The sequence below is a fragment of the Haloglomus irregulare genome, assembly GCF_007421925.1.
In the GTDB taxonomy this organism is placed as follows: domain Archaea; phylum Halobacteriota; class Halobacteria; order Halobacteriales; family Haloarculaceae; genus Haloglomus; species Haloglomus irregulare.
The window spans coordinates 1-23,115 of the sequence record NZ_QMDX01000013.1; the positions used below are offsets into that span (position 1 = coordinate 1).

A 23,115-nucleotide genomic window follows, 5' to 3' on the forward strand; every position below is an offset into this window, starting at 1 on the left:
GATTCACTATATACGCCAACACACTAAGAGCAGAAAGTTCTAACGGTTACTATAGCATCATCAGTCACGACCTTCGAAACCCGTTACATGTCGCCGAGGCGAGGGCGGAAATGGCTCGTGCCGACTGCGACAGCGAGCATCTCGCCGACGTGATCGACGCAGTTGATCGCTGTCAGACGTTAGTGGACGACACGCTGACATTGGCACGACAGGGCGAGCAGATCGGTGAGAGAGACCCCGTAGGACTCTCAGACGTGGCCGAGCAGAGTTGGCAGACTGTTATGACCGAATCGGCAGAGTTGAGGACTGAGCCCGGGCTAACTATCCGGGCCGATAGGAGTAGCCTTCGACAGTTGCTCGAGAACTTGTGTCGTAATGCCGTTGAACACGGAGGTAGTGACGTAATCGTTCGTATTGGGGAGATGGATGGGGGATTCTTTGTAGCGGACACCGGCCCCGGAATCCTGGAGCCCGACCGCGGAGACGTGTTCGAGGCGGGGTACTCAACTGCGGATGATGGGACTGGATTCGGCCTGCGAATAGTCAAGGAGATCACCGACGCTCACGGTTGGGAGATCAGCGTGACTGAGAGCTGGCAGGGCGGGGCACGGTTCGAGATCACCGACGTTGAAAAGCACGTGTGACCGGCGGGCTATGCATTCAAGACGAGCGTGAAGAACTGTCACTCACGGAGCATTCGAACAGCCCGTCGGCAGAACCCGACGTTCAGTCCACGCGGACGTGCGGGTACTGGGTCGGTCGAACTTCGTCGGCACTCAGCCGCTCGGCGAGTTCGGGTGAGACCTCGCAGTTGACATCCTCGAAGTTCTCGACGGACTCCACCGCGTGTCGGAGGGCGGTGTTGATCACCTCGGCGTCGGAGTCACAGTCCAAGGAGCCTTTCGCCCGGTCGAGCAGCTTCTCCCGATCGCCAGTCGCACGCAGCGCGATGCGGTCGCGTTCCATACAGAAGGCGCTGTGAACACAGGGTCCAGCAACGACCGCTGAACCGGGGGCAACCCGTCCATCGCGATCTGCGCGAGTAACTCGAGCCCCTATCTCCCGATAAAGAGGGCCGCGCATCGAGGTCGGCGTCGCCTCAATCCCGCTCGATACCCCCGATCTGTGAACACAGTCTGCGGGAGTCACGAACGCCCGATGTGAACACATCGGGAGTATCGCCGAGGAGCTGTACCATCGTGGGTGCAGCTATGGGGGGACTATCGGTGAAGTCGTCTCCAGCGAATTTCTTCTTGACTGTTCGCTCCAACATAATCCCGGAGAACTCTGTTCATATGCGGGACAGCAGCGGGGAAGATGAGAATCCATGTAAGCACCAATACAGCTAAGATACGATGTGGGAAGATTCGGGCAAACATAAACGCCCTATTTCTTTAAGTACTTGTCGTATTGTTGTATCAGCGCCCTCCTCGGGCCCGTGCTTGGGGAAGCACTGCTGACATGGTGAGTGGAAGGCGAGCAGGCCACCGGTGACGGGCTCGGGCCGCCAGTCACTGTCGGTGCGGCTACAGGCCGGTTCGAGGTCGCTCCCGGAGCGCCGCCGCTGCTCGGCGCCCGTGGCGAGCACCCCACCCCCTCGTCACAGGCGTAGCACTGCTGACCGTCCTCGAGAATGTGCTCCCCACACTAGTCGCAGATGGGGAGTGGAAGCTGGTCGGAATCGAAGCGAACAGCCTCAGACACCGGGACCACTCCGGGGTCGTAGAGACTCGTCAGAGAGGCTGTACCGCAGTAACTCGATGGACTCGCCGGGATTTGAACCCGGGGCCTTCCCCGTGCCAGGGGGATGATCTACCGCTGATCTACGAGCCCTCGCACCCGTTTCTGGTCCAGCCGCGGGGATAAACCCATCGTCATCCGCCGCGTTCGTAGGGCAACAACGGAAACGGTTTAATCCGTGAGCGAGGAGTTCCCGACGGGAACAGCACAGCCGCATATCCGACCTGCCGCCCGTTCGGGCGGCTTGGGAGTGCGGCGGTGCAGGCCGACAGCGACGCGACGCCGCACCGGCCACGGCATCGCGGCCCTCGCGGGCGGCACCACGCGGTGCACGCCATTGGGCCAGCGGCTCGTGCGGTTCCAATCAGACAGCTACGAGTATACACATGGCACGAATGCACACCCGCCGTCGCGGCTCGTCCGGTTCGGACAAGCCCGCGACCGACGAACCGCCGGAGTGGAGCGACGTGGACGAGGACGCCATCGAGGAGCGCGTCGTCGAACTCGCGGAACAGGGGCACGACCCGTCCCAGATCGGCATGAAGCTGCGCGACGAGGGCGTCCAGGGGACACCGATCCCCGACGTCAAGCTCGCAACGGGCAAGAAGGTCACCGAGATCCTCGAGGAGCACGACGCCGACCCCGAGATCCCGGAGGACCTCTACAACCTGCTCGAGCGCGCCGTGCGCCTGCGAGCCCACATGGACGAGCACCCCGGCGACGCACAGAACAAGCGCGCGCTCCAGAACACCGAGTCCAAGATCCGCCGCCTCGCGAACTACTACCGCGGCGACCAGATCGACGAGTCGTTCGCCTACACGCACGAGCGAGCGAAGGAGCTCGTCGAGTAACCACCACACCACATCCACCGATGGCTGCTGCAGACCCCTCGACGCCCGCCCCCGGCGAGAGCGTCGCCGCCGTCTGCCGCGACGCCGGCCTCGTCCGGCTCGTGGCGACGAACGACGGCGACGCCGTCGCCGCGGCGGGCGTCCTCGCACGGGCGCTCGCAGCGGCCGGAACACCGTTCCAGGCCTCCGTGCGACCGTTTCCGGGCGAAGCGCTCGGCGGCGGCACGGACGCGGACGCGACGGTGACGGTCGGCGCGGCCGGCGGTGACGCCGCGTTACCCGACCACCCGGCGAGCCCGGCGGCCTACGCGGCCGCCCGGGAGCTGGCACCCGGCGCCGCCGACCCGACGCTCGCGCTTGCGGGCGTGCTGGCGGCCGGCGCTACCCCGGGCGACGACCCGACGCTCGCCGAGGACGGAACCACGGCGGACAGGGTCCGCGAGGACGCCCACGCGGCCGGCTGCGAACGCCGACCCGGTGTCGGGGTCCCGACGACGGACCTCGCCGACGGGCTGGCGCACACGACGCTCGTCCACACGCCCGACTCGGGCGAGCGGGCGGCGTACCGGGCGGCGCTCGACGACCGGGACCTGCCGGCCGAACGGACGCCGGAGACGTCGGGCGATGCCGACCGCCGGCTGGCGTCGTTGCTGGCGTTCGACGCCGTCCGGTCCGGCGCGGCGCCACCCCGTGCCGCCGACGCGGTCGAGCGCGCGCTCCGGCCCCGCGCCGGCGGCGGGTGCCCGTTCGCGACGGTCGAGGGGTACGGCGACGTGCTCGACGCGACGGCCCGCCGCGCCCCGGGAACGGGGCTGGCGCTAGCGCTGGGGCACGACGCCCACGACGCCGCGCTCGACGCGTGGCGCGACCACGCCGGTGCCGCGCACCGCGCGGTCGCGGCCGCCGACATGAGCCGGTACGAGGGGCTCGTTGCCGTCGTCACGCGGAGCGGTCCCGTGACGACGGTCGCCCGGCTGGTCCGTGACTTCCGGTCGCGCGAACCCGCCGTCCTCGCGGTCGGGGACGGCGAGGCCGCGGCGGCCGGCGACGACGTCGACGTCGGCGGCCCGCTGCGGGCGGCCACGACGGCCGCCGGCGCACCCCGGGCCGCCCCGGGGGCGGCGGTTGCGTCGAGCATCGAGCGGGGCGACACGGCGTACGCACGGCTGGACACGAGCGACCCCGCCGGCTGCATCGACGCGTTCCGGGAGGGGCAGACATGACCGGGCCCGACGACGGGGCCGGCGACGGCCTCAAGCGGACGACCGTCCGGACGCGCCACGACGACCCTGCGGTCGTCGCCGCGGCGGTCCGGCCGGACAACACCGACGCGATGCGGACGACGGTCGGGGCCGACGACGGCTACGTCCTGACCCGCATCGAGCGGCCGACGACCGGCGGCCTGCGGTCGACCGTCGACGACTACGTGGTCAACTGCCGCGTAGCCGAGACGGTCGCCGCCATCGCGCGCGGCGAGGTGCCGACGGGCGTCGACGGCGGTCGCGCCGACGGTGGCAGCGTGGACACGACGGCGAGCGAGCGGACGGCATCGCGCGGCAGGAACGACAGCGACATCAGCACACACGACACACACGACATATGAGCGAACGAAGCGTCGACCGACAGAAGCAGGAGAAGCGGTGGTACACCGTGCTCGCGCCGGAGCAGTTCGACCGGCAGGAGCTCGGCGGCACCCCCGCGGAGGAACCGGAACAGCTCTACGAGCGAACCATCGAGACCACGCTCGGCGAACTGGAGAACGACGCCAGCGAGAACAACACCAAGCTGACGTTCCAGATCAACGATGTCGGCTCGGACTCGGCGTACACGGAGTTCATCAAGCACGAGCTCACCCGTGACTACCTCCGCTCGCTGGTCCGCCGTGGCTCCTCGAAGATCGCCACCTACCAGACCGTGCTGTCGACGGACGACTACCGCGTCCAGATCCAGCCGGTCGCGTTCACGACCAAGAAGGCCGACCACTCCCAGGAGAAGGCGATCCGCCGGACGATGATCGACCTGACCCGCGAGGCGGCGGAGGACCGCACCTTCGAGGAGCTCGTCGACGCGGTCGTCAACGGCCAGCTCTCCTCGGCCATCTACGCCGAGGCCAAGACCATCTACCCGGTCCGCCGGGTCGAGGTCCAGAAGATGACCCTCGAGGCCCGGCCGGAGACGGTCGCGGAGGAGGAGGAGACCGCCGTCGCCGTCGAGGACGAGGACATCGAGGCCTGACCCCGCGTTTCTCCCGTTCCGCCCGCCGAGTGGCTACTCCGTGACGACGACGGTCCCCTTCATCCCGGCCGCCTCGTGCGGGATGCAGTAGTACCGGTACTCGCCGGGCACCTCGAAGGTGTAGCTGTACGTCTCCCCGGGGCGAACGTTCCCCTCGTCGGGCCAGTTCGAGACGGCCTCCTTCTGGGAGGCCGCGCCGCCCGAGGCGAAGTACGCCGCGTCCTCGGGGATCATGTTCCCGTAGGCGGTGACGCTGTGGCCCCGGCTGCCGCTGTTCCCCCAGACGACCGTGTCGCCGACGCTGGCCTCGAACTCGACCGGCTGGAAGGCGTTATGGACCATTCCAACGTCGTACGCCGTCTCGGAGAGCGAGCCGCCCGCGGCGCCACAGCCGGCGAGCCCGACCGCGGCCGCGGCACCCGCCGTCGCGAGGAACGTGCGTCTGTCCATCACTTTACTGTAGGGCCCCAGCGCTCTTAGGCGGCGTGGTTCCGGCGTCGGGCGCCGGGGGACGGCGGTGCCGAACGTTTACGCCGACGGACCCACCACGGAGGATATGTTCGAGAAGTCGACGTGGATCCGGCTGCCCCGGAACGTGGTGGTGGGGCACGGCGTCCTCGGCCGGGTACGCGAGGCGGTCGACGACCTCTATCTGGACGGGACCCCGCTGCTCGTCACCTCGCCGACGCCGTACGAGCTCGCCGGGGAGCGGGTGGCGACGCAGTTCGAGGCCGCCGGGGTCGAGCCGGAGACGACGGTCGTCGAGGAGGCGTCGTTCGGCGCCGTCGAGCAGGTGATGGCGGCCGCGGGGGAGGCCGACGCGGACTTCCTCATCGGCATCGGCGGCGGCAAGCCCATCGACATCGCGAAGATGGCCGCCGACGAGTTGGATCTGGCGCTCGTCTCGGTCCCGACGGCGGCGAGCCACGACGGCATCGTCTCGGGGCGCGGCTCGGTACCGGAGGGCGACACGCGCCACTCCGTCGCCGCGGACCCGCCCCTGGCGGTCGTGGCGGACACGGAGCTGCTGTCGGCGGCGCCCTGGCGCCTGACGACCGCCGGCTGCGCCGACATCATCTCCAACTACACCGCGGTGAAGGACTGGCAGCTGGCCCACCGGCTGAAGAACGTCGAGTACAGCGAGTACGCCGGCGCGCTCAGCCAGATGACCGCCGAGATGCTGGTCGAGCGCGCCGACTCCATCAAGCGGGGGCTGGAGGAGTCCGCCTGGATCGTCGTGAAGGCGCTGGTCTCCTCGGGCGTGGCGATGTCCATCGCGGGCTCCTCGCGGCCGGCGTCGGGCGCCGAGCATCTCATCTCGCACCAGCTCGACCGCATCGCCCCCGGCACGGCGCTCCACGGCCACCAGGTCGGGGTCGCCTCGGTCGTCACCGAGTACCTCCACTCGGGGACGGACGGGGAGTGGCGCTCCGTCCGCGCGGCGCTGGAGAGCCTCGGGGCGCCGACGGACGCGGCCGAACTCGGGATAGAGGACGGGGCGTTCCTCGAGGCGGTGACGACCGCCCACACCATCCGGAACCGCTACACCATCCTCGGCGACGGCGTCGACGAGCGCGCCGCCCGCGAGGCCGCCACCGTCACGGGCGTCATCGGCGGCGACTGACGGCGACTCGCCGCGCTGCGGCAACGGGTCGTACCTCCGGAGCCACGGATGCCAGCATATCGCCCGGATGGCGTGGACGCCGAGCAGCCGGAGTGCCGCGCACGTATCGCCTACGAGGGCGAGTACCTCCCCTGCAGGGAGTGGTGAGCGCCGGGGGCGGCCTCACTCCGCCCCGGGGTACGACCAGGGGTTCGCCCGCTCGTACGCCGCGGCCAGCGAGAGCAGGCGCTCCTCGTCGTAGCGGTGCCCGACCAGCTGCAGCCCGACCGGGAGCCCGTCGTCGGTGAGCCCGGCCGGCACCGTTACGGCCGGGTGACCACTCATGTTGAACGGCCAGGAGAGCATCCAGTCCATCGGCAGGCCGGAGACGTTCTCGCCGTCGATCTCGGTGGGGAAGTCGGCGCCGTTCGGAAGCGGCGGCGTCGCCAGGACGGGCACCGCCAGCGCGTCCAGTCCGTCCAGCGTATCCTCGACCGCGTCGTAGAACGCCGTCCGGCCGACGTTGGCGTCCATGTAGTCGTCGGCACCGTGCCCCCGGCCCATCCCGAGCGTGTTCAGCAGCGACGGGGGGACGTCGCCGGCGTGCTCGCCCTCGATATCCAGCTCCGGATGCTCGTCCTCCAGTCGGTCGACGATGGTGGCGAAGTAGACGGTCGCCTGCTTCCCGTAGTCGAATGTCATGTCGGGCTTGGAGGGGCCGCCGACCGTGACGTCCGCGACGGCGGTGCCCGCATCCGCGAGCGCGTCGACGGCGGTGCCACAGACCGTCCGCACCGACTCCTCGACGGCGAAGCGGTCGAGGTCCGGCGTGTAGCCGACGGCGAACGCCCCTGCCGGGACGCCCGCGGTGGCCGCGTCGTGGTAGTCCCCCTCCGCGGGGACGGAGAACGGGTCCACGTCGGACTGGCCGGCGAGGGCGTCGAGCATGAGGCCGGCGTCCTCGACGGTCCGGGCCATCGGCCCGAGCACGCCGAACGGGGAGTGCGAGTAGAACGCGTCCGGCCGGGTCTGCTTCGGGACGAGGCCGAAGGAGGGCTTGACCGAGACGACCCCGCAGCAGGAGGCCGGGTTCCGCAGCGAGCCGCCGACGTCGCTCCCCGTCGCGAGGGCGGTCAGGCCGTCGGCCAGCGCGGCCGCCGAGCCGCCGGAGGAGCCGCCCGCGTTCCGGTCCGGGTCGAACGGCGTCCCCGTCGGACCCTGGAGTTCGTTGTACGTCAGCGGCGTGTGCCCGAGTTCCGGCGTGTTGGTGGTGCCGACGATGACGGCGCCAGCCGCCTCCAGCCGCCGGACGGTGACCGTCGTCTCCTCGGCGACGTTGTCCGAGAGGGGTTCCAGGCCGTACGTGTTGCGGACACCCTCGATATGCTCCGTGAGGTCCTTCACTGCCAGTGGGACGCCCGCGAGCGGGCCGGGGTCCTCGCCGCGCTCGATCTGTGCGTCGACCTCGCGGGCGCGTTCGCGGGCACGGTCCTCGAGCACGGTGACGAAGGCGTTGGTCACGTCGGCGCGCTCGGCGATGCGGTCGAGGAACGGCTCGACGACCTCGGTGGCCGACCGGTCGCCCGCCCGGACCGCGCGGGCGATGTCGGCGGCTGGCTGGAAGGGTGTCACGGCCGCGGCTGCGTGCGGTCGGGGCTTAGCTCTAGGGCCGCGCTGGAACGGCCACTGAAACGGGGCGGGGAGGGGTCAGAACGCGTCGGGGGCGAGGAGCTGCCCGGCCACCAGGTCACCGCCGGAGAACAGGATGGCGGCAGCACCGAGGCCGAACACCAGCAGCAGGAAGACGATGATCCAGGTCATGGGGATTTCGGTGTTCTCCGGGGTTCCGGGGTCGGAGGCGGACATACCGCCGCGTGGGGCTGGCGCCGGTAAAGGGGTTCCGAGTTCGGGCGCCAGCGCGGCGCGCGGGTCAGGACTCCGTACCGTCCCGTATCTTTACCGCCATCCCGGTCTCGAAATCGGTCATCCCCGACGCCGGGAGTTCCGCGCGGCCGACGGCCAACAGCCGCTCCGCGGTACCGGCGCCAGTCTCGGCGGGGGCGTCGTCGCCCCCGAGCGCGACCCCCTCACCGACCGTCGCGCCGCCATGGACGACCAGCACCTCGTCGCCCGGGCGGATGTCCGGGTCGACACCGACGACGAACTTGGCGAACGCGTTGCGCTCCTCGGCAACGAACGGAACGGACTCGGCGTTGACGGCGACGCGGTTGGCCGGCGCCGCGAGCGCCTGGAGCCGGCGGCCGCCGGCCACGCCGAGGGTGAACCGGCCGTCCGTTCCGAAGGAGACCAGCCGGGCGCCGTCGGCGTCGGCGACCTGCCGCGGCCGCCCCGAACTCGTCCGCTGGACCCCCTCGGCTCCCGTGAACAGCCCCTCCGCCCCGTCACCGAACTGGTAGGCGGCGATGGCCCGCAGCCGCGCCAGCTCCCCGTCGGTGATGGGCGAGTCGACGCCGACACGGTCGTCGGGGTGGACCGCCGGCCCCGCTCCGTCGTCGGCCTCGGCGTCCTCGGTCATATCTCGACGGGCGGGACCGCCGGGCAAACGCCTTTCGACCCGGCCCGCCGGGTCGTCGCGGAAAGCGGGACTTAAGCTCTCGACGCTCCTCAGGTCGCCTATGGCTTCGGACTGGCGGAAGGTCGGGCTCGGGCTCCTCCTCTTGGTGGTCAGCAGCGTCGTCGTGGTCGGTTACGGCCTCCGGAACGGGCCCATCCCGCCGGCCGTCGCCGTCGGCGGCGCGGTCGGCGTCGTCGCGGGCACGCTGTTGCTGGGACTGTCCGAGGAGGACGCGAGCGTCTAGCGTCGCCGTGCTGTGTCCGTCGAAGCGACTGCGGGAGTTGGCTGGCAGAATCCCGACCTACCCTGCAAGTACCTGAAGCCAGTACAGGAGACTGCACCCGATGAATTGAATCAACTCGAAAAACTATGTCATGGAACCGGATATTTCTGCATGGCATAGGTGGCTAATCGAGTTGTGCGACATGTTATTTGCCAATAGTGTTTATTTCTGGTTCGACTTCGACATCTATCATCTGGCGACAGCAATCTATTCCCGTTCTGTGGCAGGTATTCCTGGACCAAGCATCGAGAAAGGGTATTACCGTTCACAAGCTTCAGATGGCTTGTCGACCCCGATACGTGCTCTGTCGGCCACTGGACACCCTGTTGTCGAGCGCACGACAGAGTAAACCGCCCCTGGGATATATGCCAGAGTACTTACCTAAATGACATAGGAATGAGAGAGATACCAGAACGATTTCGCGACCGCGACCTAGACGAGACGAAGATCGATATTCTTCGCTTTCTCGTGGAACGAGACGAGCCGGATACCGAGCAACCGAGGATAGAGCGTGAGATAAGCGATTCAGACTCATTTGCCGATGTTTCTCAGAGGACTATCGAGCGGCGGTCGAAAGATCTCCATTCTCAAGGGATTCTCCGGCATCGTGAGGTAACCGAGCACCACGTCCAGATGTATGGGCTTGCGCACCCCGAATCTAGCTGGGGTGTGCCTGGTGATCTGGAAGTTGAAGAGATGAGGGCGGCTCGGGAGGCAGTTGAGCGTGTGGCTGATCATATCATGCTCTCATTGCTGACTTTGTCACTGTTCTCGCTCGTAATCGTCGCGGAGGTGGTCGCTGGCGCAACGCCGGCTTGGTTTCAGTTCCAGGCCAATGATACGCTGGTCCTGGGACTGATGATCCTCGCTGCTGTCGGGGGGTTCTACTTCTCTTCATCCGCTATAGAAGACCTCGTGGAGCGTACCCCGGCTGACATCGTCCGTGTATTCACGACTGGATTGCGGCGACGAATCGCCTGACTTCTGTACGGACAATTGTGGTACCGTCTGTGCCCTGCGTCCGCGCGAGCGGAGCGAGCGCGGTTCACCGGCCGGAGCGCCCGCAGGGCGCGGAGGCCGGCCTTTCTTCTGAACGTTTTTTGCGCCGAGTGGCTCTCCGCAGCGCCGGCTTCGCCGGCGCGAGGAAGCCCGAGGCGTCAAAAAGCTCGTTTATAACAGGAACTGCTCCCGGTCCTCGCTCATATCGACGAAGGAGTCGGCGGCGTCGATGAGTTCGTCGGCGGTGGACTCGCCGAAGCTCATCACCTCGACGCGAGTGCCCTGGTGGCGGACGTGCGAGCAGAGCCGCGAGAAGTCACCGTCGCCGGAGGCGAGGACGATGGCGTCGACGTGCTCGGCGAGCGTGATGGCATCGAGCACGATGCCGACGTCCCAGTCGGCCTTCTTGGTGCCGTCGCCGAAGGTCTTGATCTCCTTGATCTTCGTCTCGAAGCCGATGTCCCGGAGCGCGTCGAAGAAGTCCTCCTCGGCGGGCGAGTCCGCGCGGATGACGTATGCGATGGCGCGCACGAGCTCCCGGTCGAGGGTGGCGCCGTCGAGCAACGCGGTGTAGTCGATGTTCCGCGAGTAGAGGCTATGGGCCGTGTGGTAGAGGTTCTGGGAGTCCGCGAGCACGGCCACCCGCTGACTGTCGTGGATGGGGGGCATACCGGGGGATGGTCGGGCCGTCGTGGAAAGCGTGTCGGGTCGGGACCCCCGGCGCGAGCGGGCCGCAACGGGAAGTTTTCTACCCGTCGATTCGGAATACTGGATCCAGAGGGCCTCAGAGCCGCCATCAGCCCGCGCACGCGCGCGACGGACTTAACTGGGGCGCCCCCGTCTAGTTATCCATGTCGCAACGGAACGAGATTGCAGCGGCCGACGATGCCGTGTCCGCCGAGTACGAGACCGTCGACCGGCGCGTGCTGGTCGTCGGGGCGGGCGCTGCCGGTGCTCGCGCGGCCATCGAACTGGTCGAACAGGGGGTCCCACCGGAGGACGTCCTCGTCATCGGGAAGCGCGGCCACGGGGACGCCCACACAACGTGGGCGCGCGGCGGTATCAACGGCGCGCTCGGAACCCACGACCCGGAGGACGACTGGACGGTCCACGCGGCGGACACACTGAACGAGGGCCACCACATCAACGACCCCGACGCGGTCGAGGCCGTGACCGAGCGGATGCCCCGGCTGCTACGCGAACTCGACGACTGGGGGATGGCGTACAGTCGGACCGAGGACGGCGGGATCGACCAGCGCTACTTCGGCGCGCAGTCGTTCCGCCGGACCGCGTTCGCGGGGGACCACACCGGCGAGTCCCTGCTGCGGACACTGGTCGCGAAGGCACAGTCGCTTGACATCCCGTACCGCGAGAACGTGCTGGTGTCGCGGCTCGTTACCGACGGCGACGGGCCCGACGGCCGCGTGCTCGGGGCGGCCGGGACGGACCTCGACACCGGCGAGTTCGTCGTCTTCGACACGGACGTGGTCGTGCTGGCCGCGGGCGGGTACACCAGCCTCTACAAGCGTCACTCCTCGCGTGACGACGAGAACACCGGCGACGGCCCGGCGCTGGCCTACCAGGCTGGCGCCGAACTGATGGACATGGAGTTCGTCCAGTTCCACCCCACCGGGATGGTCGGCGACCGCTACGGCGAGGACTGGGACGGCCGGCTGGTCACGGAGGCCGTCCGCGGCGAGGGCGGTCGGCTGTTCAACTCGGAGGGCGAACGGTTCATGGAGGAGTACTCCCCGGATCAGATGGAGCTCGACGCCCGGGACGTGGTCGCCCGCGCCATCGCCAGCGAAATCGAGGCCGGCCGCGGTACCGAGAACGGCGGCGTCTACCTCGACATCTCCCACCGTGACCGGTCGTTCATCGAGGAGCGGCTCCCACGGATGTACGAGCGGTTCGACGAGCTCGGCGTGGACATGGCCGAGGAGCCGGTCGAGGTGGCCCCGACCGCCCACTACGGGATGGGCGGGGTCGCCGTCGACGACGCGGGCGAGACGCGGGTGAGTGGCCTCTACGCCATCGGCGAGACGATGGCCGGCGTCCACGGCGCCAACCGGCTCGGCGGCAACTCGCTGGCCGAGACCATCGCCTTCGGCGAGGTGGCCGGCGAGGCCATCGCCGAGCGGCTGGCGACGGCTCCGGACGGCCGCGACAGCGACGACCTCCACCAGCACGCCCGCGTCCATCTCACCGACCTGGCGAGGCTGGCCGAGAGCGACGGGGCCCACGACCCCGTCGCCCTGCTGGACGAGGTGCGCGAGCTGCTGTGGGACGCCTCCGGGATCCGGCGTGAGGCGGACGGTATCGAGGCGGGGCTGGACCGGCTCCGGCAGGTTCGCGAGCGCGCGAGCGACCTCGCGGTCGGCGACCGGACGAGCCGCTCGTACGAGTTCGCCATCGACCTCGGGTTCGCGCTGACGGTCGCCGAGTCGGTCCTTCGGGGCGCCCGGGAGCGGACCGAATCCCGCGGGGCACACTACCGGACCGACCACACCGAGCGCGACCCCGAGTGGCGCCGGAACGTCCGCTACGAGCGCGACAGCGTCGGCGGGATGCACCTGTCCACCACGCCGGTCGACGAACCGAGCGAGGCAGTCCAGGCGGCCCTGGACGCCGGCCACGAGCTCGACTACCACCAGCTGGAGTAGCCGCCGGCGTTTTCGGTGTGGCCGTGCGACAGTCGGGTGATGACGCCACTCGAACTCGCGCTTCGTCTCGTCGCCGGGGTGTTGCTCATCCTGGCCAACGGCTTCTTCGTGGCCATCGAGTTCGCGCTCACCCGCGCCCGGCAGTTCACCGAGTCGGAGTTCGTCGGCGACCGGCCGGCCCTCCAGCGGGCCTGGGACATGACCGACGACCTGGAGCTCTACCTGACGACCTGTCAGGTCGGCATCACCGCCTCCAGCATCGCGGTCGGTATCGTCGCGGAGCCGGCGCTGGCGGCGCTGTTCGAGCCGCTGTTCGGTGGGACGTTCCTCGCCACCGTCGGCGCCGGGGCGTTGCTCGCCTACTTCATCATCAACCTGATCCATCTGACCCACGGGGAGCAGACCCCGACCTACCTCGGTGTCGAGCGGTCCCGATTCGTCTGTCGCTACGGCGCGACGCCGCTGTACTACTTCTACCTGCTCATCTCGCCGCTCATCACGCTCGGCGACTACGTCGCGAAGGGGACGCTGAAGCTGTTCGGCGTCGAGATGACGGGCGCCTGGCTGGAGACCGAGGAGGACGTCATCGAGTCCCGGGCGGACCTGCGCAACCGGCTCGGCAGCGTGCTCGAGGAGGGGGACCTGTCGGACGAGCGCCGCGAGGAGGTCCTGAACGCGCTCCGGATCGGCGAGCGGCCGGTCCGCGAGGTGATGGTGCCGCCGGAGGAGATCGTCGCGCTGTCGACCGCCATCTCCCCGGAGGAGAACTTCGAGCGGATGGCCGAACGGCCCCACACCCGCTACCCCCTGGTCGGCGAGGACCTGACCGACTACCGGGGGGTCGTCTACTTCCCGGCGCTGGCCCGCCGGCGCGAGGCCCTCGCCGACGGGACCGTCGATTTCGAGGCGCTTGCGGCCCCGCCGGTGACGCTCTCGCCGGACATGGACGTGAGCGACGCCATCGACCAGTTCCAGGTCGAGGGACAGGAGCTCGCCCTGGTCGTCGAGGACAGCGGGGCGTCGGAGACGCCCCGAGCGAGCGGGGAACCCGCGAGCGGCGAGGTCGTCGGGATGGTGACCGTGACGGACCTGCTCGAGTCGGTCACCGGCGAGATCGAGGACCCCCTCGATCAGGAGATCGACGCCGAGGACACGGCGGGGACGGGCGCGGTGGACGGGCGGCCGGGGGGGACCTGAGCGGTCCCCGACGGCGGCCGAACCTACATCGACTCCGGCGCCGCGACCCCCAGCACGCCGAGCGCGTTGGCGACCGTGTGGCGCGAGGCAGCAACGAGCGCGAGCCGGGCCTCGCGGGTCCCGTCGTCGTCCGCGGTGAGGACGGGACACTCCCGGTAGAAGGCGTTGAACGTCTCCGCGAACTCGCGGGTGTAGGTCGCGACGCGGTGGGGTTCGAGGTCGACGGCCGCCGCCTCGATGACGCCCTCCAGTCGGGCGATGGTGTGGAGCAGGGCCCGCTCCTCGGGTGTGTCGAGGACGCCCGCGTCGACGTCGCCGACCTCGGTGGCCTCGACGTCGAGCCCGGCCTCCCCGAGGATGCCACAGCAGCGCGCGTGGACGTACTGGACGTACGGCGCGGACTGGGCCTCGAAGTCCAGCGCCCGGTCCCACTCGAAGGTGATGCCCTTTGTCGGCTGCTTGCTGACGATGTCGTAGCGGACGGCACCGATGCCGACCTGCCGGGCGATGCGCTCGACGTCGTCCTCGGTGAGGTCGTCGCCGCGGAGCCGGTCCGCCATGCGGTCCTCGACCTCCTCGCGGGCCCGGGCGATGGACTCGTCGAGCAGGTCGTCCAGGTCGACGCCGGTCCCCTCGCGGGTGCTCATCCCCCCCTCCGGCAGGTCGACGTAGGAGTAGATGACCGTCTCCAGCCGGTCGACGTCGTTGCCCAGCAGGTCCAGCGCGCTCCGGAGCTGCCCGGCCTGGAGCTTGTGATCCTCGCCGAGCACCGTCACGGCGCGGTCGTAGTTGTCGAACTTCCACTCGTGATGGGCCAGGTCGCGGGTCGTGTACAGCGAGGTCCCGTCCGAGCGGAGGAAGACGAGGGTCTTCTCGAAGTCGGGGAGGTCGAGCTGCCAGGCGTCCTCCTCGTACACCGCGGGGTCCAGCTCCTGCAGGCGCGCGACCACGTCGTCCGTGGAGCCGTCACGCATGAACCGCGTCTCCTTGACGAACTCGTCGAACTCGGCGGGCAGGCGGGCGAGACACCGCTTCATCCCCCCGAGCACGGAGTCGACGACCTCGCCGACGCGGTCGTAGGTCGCCTCGTCGCCCGCTTCGAGCCCCCGCAGGATGGCGTCGATCTCGGCCTCGGCCGCCTCGACGGCGTCGGGGTCGGCGTTCTCGAGGAACTCGTTGCCCCGCCGGTAGTAGCGGACCATCCGGTACTCCGCACGAGGCCGCTCGGGCTCGGGGAGGTCGGCCTCGTCGAACCGCTCGTACGCCCAGGTGAAGACGGCCATCTGCCGGCCGGCGTCGTTGACGTAGTAGTGCCGGTCGACGTCGTAGCCGGCCGCGTCGAGCAGGTTCGCGACGGCGTCGCCGATGATGGGGTTGCGCGCCCGTCCGACGTGGACCGGCCCGGTCGGGTTGGCGGAGGTGTGCTCGACGACGACGGAGGTGTCCCGGTCGGGGAGGTGCCCCCAGTCGGGGTCGGTCGCGCCGCGGAGCGTGTCGGCGAGGTACGCGTCGTCGGTGAAGAAGTTGAGATACGGCCCCTGCGCGCGGACGGCGCCGACGTACCCGTAGTCGGCGGGGTCCAGTTCGGCGGCGAGTTCGGCGGCCACCTGCGGCGGGGGGGCGCCGGCCTCGCCGGCCAGCCTGAAGGCGACGCTGGAGGCGAGCGTCGCGTCCACGCCCTCGGGCGGGTCCTCTACGCCGAGGTCGTCGGTCGGGTAGCCCGCGGCCTCGAGCGCGTCCGCGACGGCCTCGCGGACGGACTCGCGGAATGACAGGTACATGGGCGTACGGTACCCGGCGGCGGGTAAATGGGTTTCCGAAGCGTCCGGCCCGTCGACCATCGTCACGGCCGCAGCCAGCACCCGTCACAGAGTTCCTGTACTGTCTAATCGGTAGACGATAGGATCTGTTTACAGGTAACCAGTTCCGCGTTTTGACAGTGAACAGCGGATGTTCGGACCGAACCGCGCCGACCTATCGGATGTTCTCAGCGGCGCCCGTCTCGATGGCGTCCAGGCCGTCCTCGATGGCCGCGTGGTCGCCGTCGACGTAGCAGGGGTAGAGGCCCGTCAGGTTGCCGTCGCGTTCGAGCGAGAGACAGGCCACCGGGAAGCTGATGGTGCGCGTTCCGTCGGGGTTCGTCCGGCACTCGAAGAAGGGGTCCAGTCGGACGCCGTTCACGCCGGCGACAGCCCGGTAGCGGTCGAACGCCGCGACCGCCGCGCGCTGCCGGTCGGTCGTCGGGTCGGACACCCGCCTGGGCCACTCCCTGACCGTCGTCTCCACGCCGGCCTCGCCGAACGCCTCGACGCGAGCCGTGATGCGGTCCTGCCGTTCGGCCGCCACGTCCGGCGCCGACCCGCGGAGCCACAGCGTCACCGACACCTCGTCGGGAAGCGCCGGCGACACGTCTCCCACCGGCCCGTCGTCGGACGGCGGCGCCATGCGGTCGGCGTTCGTGCCGTTCGCTGCCATGCGTTCTCCAAGAACGCGCACCCACTAATAACCCGATACAGAACACAAGTATTGCGCTATACCGCTATTTCCCTTCGTATATCGTTTTCCGTGTCGCCGAGTACGACGTACGGCCACCGAGGTGTACGTACCCATCCATATACCGTCGGCGGCCGACGGGTCGACCATGACGGACACCGACGCCGGGCCGGCCCCGCTGGTCCGCCGTGCCGAGGAGGTCGAGTACGAACCCGTCGACGCCGCCGAGGGGATGCGGAAGGGCGTCCTCGTCGGCGAGGCCGAGGGGGCCCCGAACCTCGCCATCCGCCGGTTCGTGCTGGACCCGGGCGCGACGGTCCCGAAGCACACCAACGCGGTCGAACACGAGCAGTACGTGCTGGAAGGGGAGTACGTCGTCGGGATCGGCGGAGGGCCGTCGGAGACGGCCCACGAGGACGGCGAAGCCGCCGGGGAGGAACACGTCGTGGGCGCGGGCGACTCGCTGCTCATCCCGGCGGGGACGGTCCACTGGTACCGCAACGAGGGCGACGAGCCGGGGGCGTTCCTCTGCGCGGTTCCGACCGGCCAGGATAGTATCGACCTCGTGGAATAGCCGGGGGCCCCCGGTCTCGCGGTCAGGGGTCGTCGCCGGCGTCCGAACCGAGCGAGATGACCTGTCCGGCGTAGTAGTAGCCGACGGCGGCCGTGACCACCATCCCGACCGCGCCCGGCACCACCACGCGCAGCGGGACGCCGGCGGTGAGCGCGGCACCGAAACCGGTCGCGAGCAGCAGGGCCGGGGCTACCAGCAGGACGGCCCGTCCGCCGGCGTCCGGGTCCATGGGCGCCGTAGGGGACGTGTCGACAAGAGCGATGCGCCCCCGACTCCGAACGCTGAAATCCCCCCTTCCCCTATCCTCGGGCGTGTCACAGCAGGTCGCGTCGGTGCAGACGCTGTTCCTCCACCAGCGGGACGCGGACGATTTCACGGTCGCCGCCATCCGGGACGGGACGCGCGTCTTCCGCGGACGACTCCAGTTGAAGCAGACGGACGCGGGCGCCCGGCCGGGCCGGTTCCGCGTCGTCGACGGCGACGACGAGGAGCCACGCCCCCCGGACCAGTTCGTCGATATCGCGCGGCGAGCGACCCGCATCCGCATCTCCGAGCAGACCGCGCCCGGGGCCCGCGAGCGGCTGCGCGAGCTGTTCGCCGGCTACCAGCTCGACGACAAGACCAAGGCCGTACGCACCTGCCGGAAGTGCGCGGGCGCGGGGCGGTACTCGCCGCTGACGACCGACCGGCAGATCGAGTCCAACGACGAGTACATCTGCCCGGACTGCGCGCTGCGGGACCTCGAGCGGGAGGCCGAGTACCGCGGACTCCGCTCGGGCGCCCGCGACCGGCTGGAGGAGCTCCTGCTCGACGTGGGGGATCTGGAACGCATCCGGAACCTCCTGTCGGGTAATCTGGACCCCGACCTGACGAAGTTCGACGAGATCTCCGCGACCGTCGAGGATATCGACCCCGTCCCGACGGCCTCGCTGGAGCTCCACCCGGGCATCCAGTCGAAGCTGGAGTCGCGGTTCGACAGTCTGCTCCCGGTACAGTCGTTGGCGGTCGCCAACGGCGTGCTGGAGGGAGAGGACCAGCTCGTCGTGAGCGCCACCGCCACGGGGAAGACGCTCGTCGGGGAGATGGCCGGCATCGACCGCGCGCTGAACGGCGAGGGGAAGATGCTCTTTCTCGTTCCGCTGGTCGCGCTGGCCAACCAGAAGTACGACGACTTCACCGAGGAGTACGGCGACGTCGTCGACGTCACCCTCCGGGTGGGGGCGTCCCGCGTCAACGACGACGGCAACCGGTTCGACCCCTCGGCGGACGTCATCGTCGGCACCTACGAGGGCATCGACCACGCCCTCCGGACCGGCCGCGACATCGGCGACATCGGCTCCGTCGTCATCGACGAGGTCCACACGCTGGGGGAGGGCGAGCGGGGCCATCGGCTGGACGGCCTGGTCTCCCGGCTGAAGTACTACACCGAGACGCGGGACCAGGGCACCCAGTGGATCTACCTCTCGGCGACGGTCGGCAACCCGGAGTCGCTGGCGCGGTCGCTGGAGGCCACGCTCATCGAGTTCGAGGAGCGGCCGGTCCCCATCGAGCGCCACGTCACCTTTGCCGACGACCAGGAGAAGGTCGACATCGAGGACCGCCTCGTGAAGCGGGCGTTCGACACGAAGTCCTCGAAGGGGTATCGCGGGCAGACCATCGTCTTCACCAACTCCCGGCGGCGTTGCCACGAGATCTCGCGGCGGCTCCGGTACGACTCGGCGCCGTACCACGCGGGGCTGGACTACAAGCGCCGCAAGCGCGTCGAGCAGCAGTTCGGCGACCAGGACCTCGCGGCCGTCGTGACGACGGCTGCGCTCGCGGCCGGCGTCGACTTCCCCGCCTCGCAGGTGATCTTCGACTCGCTGGCGATGGGCATCGAGTGGCTCTCGGTGCAGGAGTTCTCCCAGATGCTCGGCCGTGCGGGCCGTCCCGACTACCACGACAAGGGGACCGTCTACCTGCTCGTGGAGCCGGACGGCTCCTACCACAGCTCGATGGAGATGACCGAGGACGAGGTGGCGTTCAAGCTGCTGAAGGGTGAGATGGAGCCCGTCGTGACCACCTACGACGGGGGCGCGGCGGTCGAGGAGACGCTGGCCAACCTCGTCGTCGGCGGGGACCAGACCCGGCGGCTCAACGCCCGGATGGTCGGCGAGGTGCCGACCAAACACGCGCTGGGCAAACTGCTGGAGTACGGGTTCATCGAGGGGCTGGAGCCGACACCGATGGGCCGGACGGTCTGCCGGCACTTCCTCGCGCCCGACCAGGCGTTCACCATGCTCGACGGCATCCGCAAGGGCCGCTCGCCGGACGGCATCGTCGCCGACATCGAGCTCATGGACGAGCACTGAGCCGAGGGGGTGTCGCCGTCCGCGCCGCCGCCCCGCCATATCTCGGGAACGGATTGAAACCGCTGGCGACCCTCCTTCGAACCGTCATGGATCTCCTACCGTTCGATGACGAGAGCGACCGCGGCGCGCGGGACGGCGCTCAGGTGGGCGCGTACCTCGGATCGCAGGTCGGCTCGAAGTGCGGCGGCCCGTTCTCGGCCGGGTTCCACGCCGGCCTCGGCAGCGCCCTGGGATATATCGGCGGCAGCGTCCTCGACGACGCCACGGAGCAGGCGAAACCGGACCTCATGCCGGACGGTGGCGAGTCGCTGGAGCCGTCCGCGGCAGCCGAGGGCACCGGCGGGGGGACGGAGTCCGCGGCCGACGGCCCGACGGAGATCCCCCTCACCGAGGGGCCGCTGTTCGAGTAGCCCGGGCGCAAGGGCTTCGGCGCCCGCGGCCGAGGACACACCCGTGTCCGCCGACGCCAGCGCCGATCCCGACCCGCCCGAGTCGTTCCGCGTCGCCGCCGGGGAGTTCGTCGACTACTGGGACGACTACCCACTGGACTTCACGCCGGCGTCGCTGCGCCACCTCGACTCGCTGGTCGACACCTACTACGGCCCGGACGACGTCGACAGCGACCCCGAGGCCCTCTCGGGCGTGGCGGTCCAGCTCGGGAGCTACTTGGGGGAGACGCTCGTGCGTGCCCACGACGGCGCGTGGCAGCAGGGCCGGCTGAACTGGTCGGTCACGCTGGAGGGCCCCGACGGCGAGGCGACAGTCAACGTCTTCGGCGTCGCGGCCGGCGCGCTCGCGGAGCCCGCCGCCTTCCACGGGACGTACGCGGAGGTCGCCGGCGAGATCGGACTGGTGTGAGCATCCCTCCCCCCGGCCGGCGCTCCACGACCACGGTCCGTGAACGGCTCCCACCGAGCCAGTAGAGATATGCCGGATGCCACACAGAGTCCGGGTAGACCGTTCTATGAGGTCCCGGCTCGCGTCCCGTCCGGTCGACCCCCTCTCGCCGCCGGCCGCGCGGCGGGCCCGATAGCCGCAGCACCCGGGTTCGCCTCGCTACGTTCCGTAGCCGCAGTCCGCCGCTCGAACACACACCCATATGCCGACCTCCGACGGGGCGCTGGCATGCGACCAGACCCCCACCGACCACGCATCGCCACCAGACCACGACGCGCCGCCCGAAGGGCGGCATCGCACGCGGTCACGCCGACCGCTCGAGCGACCGCTCACCGGAGGTGGTCGTCGATGACCACAGCCGACGGGGTCGAGACGGCCGACCCCAGCGACGGGACCGGTGGGGCCGCGGCGCCGTCGCTGTGGCGGAACCGCGGCTTCCGGCGGTTCTTCGCCGGGCAGTTCGTGACGAACGCCGGGGACAGCCTCTACTCCGTCGCCCTCCTGTGGCTCGTCTTCGATCTCAGCGGCTCCACCACCATCACGGGAGTCGCGAGCGCGCTGCTGTTGCTCCCGTGGCTGCTGCAGGCGCTCGCCGGCCCGGTCGTGGACCGGCTCCCCCTCCGGCCCGTGCTCGTCGGATCGCAGGTGGTGCAGGGCGTCGTCGTGCTCGTGCTCCCGCTCGCGGCGGCGACGGGACGGCTAAGCGTCGCGCTCCTGCTGACGGTCGTCCCGGTGCTTGCACTCGCGACGCTCCCGATGGCGCCGATGCAGGCGACCCTCCTGCCCCGGCTCGTGGACGAGACGCGGCTGTCGAGAGCGAACTCCGCGCTCGCGGCCGTCACGCTCGGGCTGGATATGGTGTTCGACGCCCTCGGCGGCGCGTTCGTCGCCGTCTTCGGCGCGACGACGCTGTTCCTGCTCGATTCGGCGACCTTCGCCGTCGCCGGCCTCCTGTTCGCCGGAGTCGCCATCCCGGCCTCCGGCGACGCGGAGGACCCGGCAGGACGGTCCGCGGCCGACGGGTCGGTTCTCGGCTCGTACGTCGCCGACCTCCGGGACGGGGTCGAGGTCCTCCGGGGGACCGTCTTCGTCGAACTGGTGTTCCTGACGGCGGTGGCCAACCTGGCGACCGGCGTGACGCTCGCCGTCCTCCCCGCGTTCGGCGACGGGCTCGGCGGGCCCGCCGTCTACGGCCTGCTGCTCGGCGCGCTCGGTGTCGGCCGGCTCGTCGGCTCGCTCGTCGCGCCCGCGCTCGAACGGGTCGCGTACGGCCGGCTGCTGCTGGTCGGCCACTCGGTGGGCGCCTGCTGCTGGGTCGCCGCGGCGTACGCGCCGTCGCCGTGGCTCGCCGTCGTCCTGTTCGGGCTCGCGTGGGTGCCCGCCGGTGCGAGCGGGGTGCTCACGGCGACGCTGAACCAGACCGTCCTCCCGGCCGACCGCCTCGGCCGCGTGTCGTCGCTCAAGGGGACCGCCTCGGGCGCGACGCTGCCGCTTGGCTCGCTCGCCGGCGGCCTCGTCGCCGAACTGCTGGGGACCACGGCGACGATGGGGCTGGCCGCGTTCGGGTTCGGCTTCACGGGGTGCTACGTCCTCCTGCGGCCGCGGCTCCGGCGGCTCCCCGCGGTCTCGGACGCCGACCCGGCGGCGTTCGACGTGACGGTGCCGGCGGACGGGGACGACAGGGCGTAGCGACGCGGCTAAACGCCCGCCACCACAACCGTACGTATGCCAACGCTCGGGGACGCGCTCCTCGCCCGCTACGAGCGCTTCTCGCTGTACAACTCGCCGTATCCGGCCCACAATCGCGGCTGCGCCGTGGACCTGTACCCCGACCGCGACGACGACCGGGCGCCCTCGCCCGTGGCCGGCGAGGTGGTCGACAGCCACGAGCGGCGGGTGCCGACGAAGGAGTACGCAGAGGCGACCGACACCGTCCTGCTGGTGGCCGTGGACGTGGCCGCCACGCCCGGACTGTCGGCCCCGGCCGACGCCGACTGGATGGCCCGGGTCCTCCACGTCGACCCCGCCGTCGAGCCGGGCGACCGGGTCGAGCCGGGCGCGTCGCTGGGCCGGCTCGTCCGGTCGGGCTTCTTCACCCCCTGGGTCGCCAACCACGTCCACCTGGAACTGCGGCCCCGCGACGCGAACCTGCTCCGGGCACGGGGCTCGCCGCGGCTCGGGACCGCCGCCGACGTGACCGTCACGCCGGTCACATGGGACGGGACGGGGACGGTCGTCGAGGCGGGCGAGACGTACGTCCGGCTGGACCGGCCGGCACACCCGGGCGACGGCTGGGCGGCGCTCGCGAGCGACGGGGGCGTCGCGCTGGACGGCGGCCTGCGGCACTACGCCGGCGGCGGGGCGTACGGGCACGACGCGGCGGGGTCGCTCTCGCTGTTCGGCGAGCGGGTCGGCGTCGCCGAGGGCCGGGACGTGACCTGGGGCGACGTGGCGGTCCGGGTGGACGGCGCCCCCGCGACGGGGTTGTCGCTGTTCGTCGGCCACAACGGACTCGGCGCGAAGGTGGTCCACCCGGGTCACTCGTGCGCGGTCGGCGACCACGTGACCGTCGACGTGGTGCCGACCGAGAACCCCGTTCGGCTGGGGTAGGCGGGCGGGGGCCTCGCCCGGGCCGCGTGGGATGGAAGGGCGAG

Annotated in this window: 25 protein-coding genes and 1 tRNA gene; 16 read left to right on the top strand and 10 right to left on the bottom strand. The window is 70.1% G+C overall.

The features are described from left to right. Window positions 1-644: sensor histidine kinase (locus DP107_RS15670; protein WP_144263080.1), on the top strand; the 644-nt coding region annotated here is incomplete at its 5' end. 82 nt (window positions 645-726) lie between these two features. Here DP107_RS15670 and DP107_RS15675 read toward each other — a convergent pair. Continuing rightward, on the bottom strand, window positions 727-966 hold the full coding sequence (locus tag DP107_RS15675) for a DUF7386 family protein (RefSeq protein WP_144263081.1): 240 nt from the start codon (window positions 964-966) through the stop codon (window positions 727-729). 795 nt (window positions 967-1,761) lie between these two features. Continuing rightward, window positions 1,762-1,833 (bottom strand) — tRNA-Ala (locus tag DP107_RS15680). A gap of 293 nt (window positions 1,834-2,126) precedes the next feature. Here DP107_RS15680 and DP107_RS15685 point away from each other — a divergent pair. From DP107_RS15685 to DP107_RS15700, 4 genes are read left to right on the top strand one after another with little or no spacing between them, the layout of a single operon-like run. Beyond that, window positions 2,127-2,591 (top strand): 30S ribosomal protein S15, encoded by a 465-nt coding sequence (locus DP107_RS15685; protein ID WP_144263082.1) that lies wholly within the window; start codon window positions 2,127-2,129, stop codon window positions 2,589-2,591. Between the two features lie 20 nt (window positions 2,592-2,611). Further along, a complete protein-coding gene (locus DP107_RS15690) occupies window positions 2,612-3,814 on the top strand; it encodes a hypothetical protein (RefSeq protein ID WP_144263083.1) in 1,203 nt (400 codons plus the stop codon). Continuing rightward, the gene (locus DP107_RS21495) at window positions 3,811-4,194 is read left to right on the top strand and encodes a KEOPS complex subunit Pcc1 (RefSeq protein ID WP_394348551.1); all 384 of its coding nucleotides are present in this window, start codon (window positions 3,811-3,813) and stop codon (window positions 4,192-4,194) included. Before DP107_RS15690 ends, DP107_RS21495 begins: the two co-directional genes overlap by 4 nt. Further along, entirely contained in the window at window positions 4,191-4,826 is a 636-nt protein-coding gene (locus DP107_RS15700; protein ID WP_144263084.1) for a 30S ribosomal protein S3ae, read from the top strand. Before DP107_RS21495 ends, DP107_RS15700 begins: the two co-directional genes overlap by 4 nt. Window positions 4,827-4,859: 33 nt before the next feature. Here DP107_RS15700 and DP107_RS15705 read toward each other — a convergent pair whose 3' ends face one another. Beyond that, the gene (locus DP107_RS15705) at window positions 4,860-5,276 is read right to left on the bottom strand and encodes a plastocyanin/azurin family copper-binding protein (RefSeq protein ID WP_144263085.1); all 417 of its coding nucleotides are present in this window, start codon (window positions 5,274-5,276) and stop codon (window positions 4,860-4,862) included. A gap of 106 nt (window positions 5,277-5,382) precedes the next feature. Here DP107_RS15705 and DP107_RS15710 point away from each other — a divergent pair, with 106 nt between their 5' ends. Then, window positions 5,383-6,450 carry an NAD(P)-dependent glycerol-1-phosphate dehydrogenase gene (locus tag DP107_RS15710; protein WP_144263086.1) on the top strand — a complete coding sequence of 356 codons (1,068 nt, stop codon included), beginning with the start codon at window positions 5,383-5,385 and terminating at the stop codon, window positions 6,448-6,450. 162 nt (window positions 6,451-6,612) lie between these two features. Here DP107_RS15710 and DP107_RS15715 read toward each other — a convergent pair whose 3' ends face one another. From DP107_RS15715 to DP107_RS15720, 3 genes are all read right to left on the bottom strand, one after another. Continuing rightward, window positions 6,613-8,061, bottom strand: a complete 1,449-nt coding sequence (locus DP107_RS15715) for an amidase (RefSeq protein ID WP_144263087.1) — start codon at window positions 8,059-8,061, stop codon at window positions 6,613-6,615. Window positions 8,062-8,136: 75 nt separating this feature from the next. Beyond that, entirely contained in the window at window positions 8,137-8,295 is a 159-nt protein-coding gene (locus DP107_RS20230; RefSeq protein ID WP_185977356.1) for a hypothetical protein, read from the bottom strand. 64 nt (window positions 8,296-8,359) lie between these two features. Then, window positions 8,360-8,965: a PUA domain-containing protein gene (locus DP107_RS15720; RefSeq protein ID WP_144263088.1), complete on the bottom strand. Its 606-nt coding sequence runs from the start codon at window positions 8,963-8,965 to the stop codon at window positions 8,360-8,362. A 100-nt stretch (window positions 8,966-9,065) separates the two neighbouring features. On the opposite strand from DP107_RS15720, the gene DP107_RS15725 reads away from it, so the two are divergent. Both DP107_RS15725 and DP107_RS15730 read left to right on the top strand, forming a co-directional pair. Continuing rightward, on the top strand, window positions 9,066-9,248 hold the full coding sequence (locus DP107_RS15725) for a hypothetical protein (protein WP_144263089.1): 183 nt from the start codon (window positions 9,066-9,068) through the stop codon (window positions 9,246-9,248). Between the two features lie 435 nt (window positions 9,249-9,683). After that, window positions 9,684-10,268, top strand: a complete 585-nt coding sequence (locus tag DP107_RS15730; RefSeq protein ID WP_144263090.1) for a hypothetical protein — start codon at window positions 9,684-9,686, stop codon at window positions 10,266-10,268. A 189-nt stretch (window positions 10,269-10,457) separates the two neighbouring features. Here DP107_RS15730 and DP107_RS15735 read toward each other — a convergent pair whose 3' ends face one another. Then, on the bottom strand, window positions 10,458-10,955 hold the full coding sequence (locus tag DP107_RS15735) for a LabA-like NYN domain-containing protein (RefSeq protein WP_144263091.1): 498 nt from the start codon (window positions 10,953-10,955) through the stop codon (window positions 10,458-10,460). Window positions 10,956-11,137: 182 nt separating this feature from the next. Here DP107_RS15735 and DP107_RS15740 point away from each other — a divergent pair, with 182 nt between their 5' ends. Both DP107_RS15740 and DP107_RS15745 read left to right on the top strand, forming a co-directional pair. Continuing rightward, complete coding sequence (locus DP107_RS15740; protein WP_144263092.1) at window positions 11,138-12,949, top strand: L-aspartate oxidase; 1,812 nt, start codon at window positions 11,138-11,140, stop codon at window positions 12,947-12,949. A gap of 39 nt (window positions 12,950-12,988) precedes the next feature. Further along, window positions 12,989-14,146, top strand: coding sequence for a CNNM domain-containing protein (locus DP107_RS15745; protein WP_144263093.1), 1,158 nt, complete (start codon window positions 12,989-12,991; stop codon window positions 14,144-14,146). A gap of 23 nt (window positions 14,147-14,169) precedes the next feature. On the opposite strand, the gene argS is transcribed toward DP107_RS15745, so the two are convergent. Further along, window positions 14,170-15,927, bottom strand: a complete 1,758-nt coding sequence (gene argS / locus DP107_RS15750) for an arginine--tRNA ligase (protein WP_144263094.1) — start codon at window positions 15,925-15,927, stop codon at window positions 14,170-14,172. A gap of 193 nt (window positions 15,928-16,120) precedes the next feature. Then, window positions 16,121-16,621 (bottom strand): HTH domain-containing protein, encoded by a 501-nt coding sequence (locus DP107_RS15755; RefSeq protein ID WP_144263095.1) that lies wholly within the window; start codon window positions 16,619-16,621, stop codon window positions 16,121-16,123. A gap of 166 nt (window positions 16,622-16,787) precedes the next feature. On the opposite strand from DP107_RS15755, the gene DP107_RS15760 reads away from it, so the two are divergent. Beyond that, on the top strand, window positions 16,788-17,213 hold the full coding sequence (locus tag DP107_RS15760) for a cupin domain-containing protein (protein ID WP_144263096.1): 426 nt from the start codon (window positions 16,788-16,790) through the stop codon (window positions 17,211-17,213). 22 nt (window positions 17,214-17,235) lie between these two features. Here the strand turns inward: DP107_RS15760 and DP107_RS15765 are convergent, their stop codons facing one another. After that, a complete protein-coding gene (locus DP107_RS15765) occupies window positions 17,236-17,442 on the bottom strand; it encodes a hypothetical protein (RefSeq protein ID WP_144263097.1) in 207 nt (68 codons plus the stop codon). Between the two features lie 82 nt (window positions 17,443-17,524). Between DP107_RS15765 and DP107_RS15770 the strand changes: the two genes are divergently transcribed. The 5 genes from DP107_RS15770 to DP107_RS15790 all read left to right on the top strand — a co-directional run bounded on the left by DP107_RS15770 (window position 17,525) and on the right by DP107_RS15790 (window position 23,071). Then, complete coding sequence (locus DP107_RS15770) at window positions 17,525-19,564, top strand: DEAD/DEAH box helicase (protein WP_144263098.1); 2,040 nt, start codon at window positions 17,525-17,527, stop codon at window positions 19,562-19,564. A gap of 86 nt (window positions 19,565-19,650) precedes the next feature. Continuing rightward, window positions 19,651-19,974: a hypothetical protein gene (locus DP107_RS15775; RefSeq protein WP_144263099.1), complete on the top strand. Its 324-nt coding sequence runs from the start codon at window positions 19,651-19,653 to the stop codon at window positions 19,972-19,974. 43 nt (window positions 19,975-20,017) lie between these two features. Beyond that, the gene (locus DP107_RS15780) at window positions 20,018-20,422 is read left to right on the top strand and encodes a hypothetical protein (protein ID WP_144263100.1); all 405 of its coding nucleotides are present in this window, start codon (window positions 20,018-20,020) and stop codon (window positions 20,420-20,422) included. A 387-nt stretch (window positions 20,423-20,809) separates the two neighbouring features. After that, window positions 20,810-22,150: an MFS transporter gene (locus DP107_RS15785; RefSeq protein WP_144263101.1), complete on the top strand. Its 1,341-nt coding sequence runs from the start codon at window positions 20,810-20,812 to the stop codon at window positions 22,148-22,150. Window positions 22,151-22,186: 36 nt separating this feature from the next. After that, window positions 22,187-23,071, top strand: coding sequence for a hypothetical protein (locus DP107_RS15790; protein ID WP_144263102.1), 885 nt, complete (start codon window positions 22,187-22,189; stop codon window positions 23,069-23,071). Window positions 23,072-23,115 lie beyond the last annotated feature (44 nt).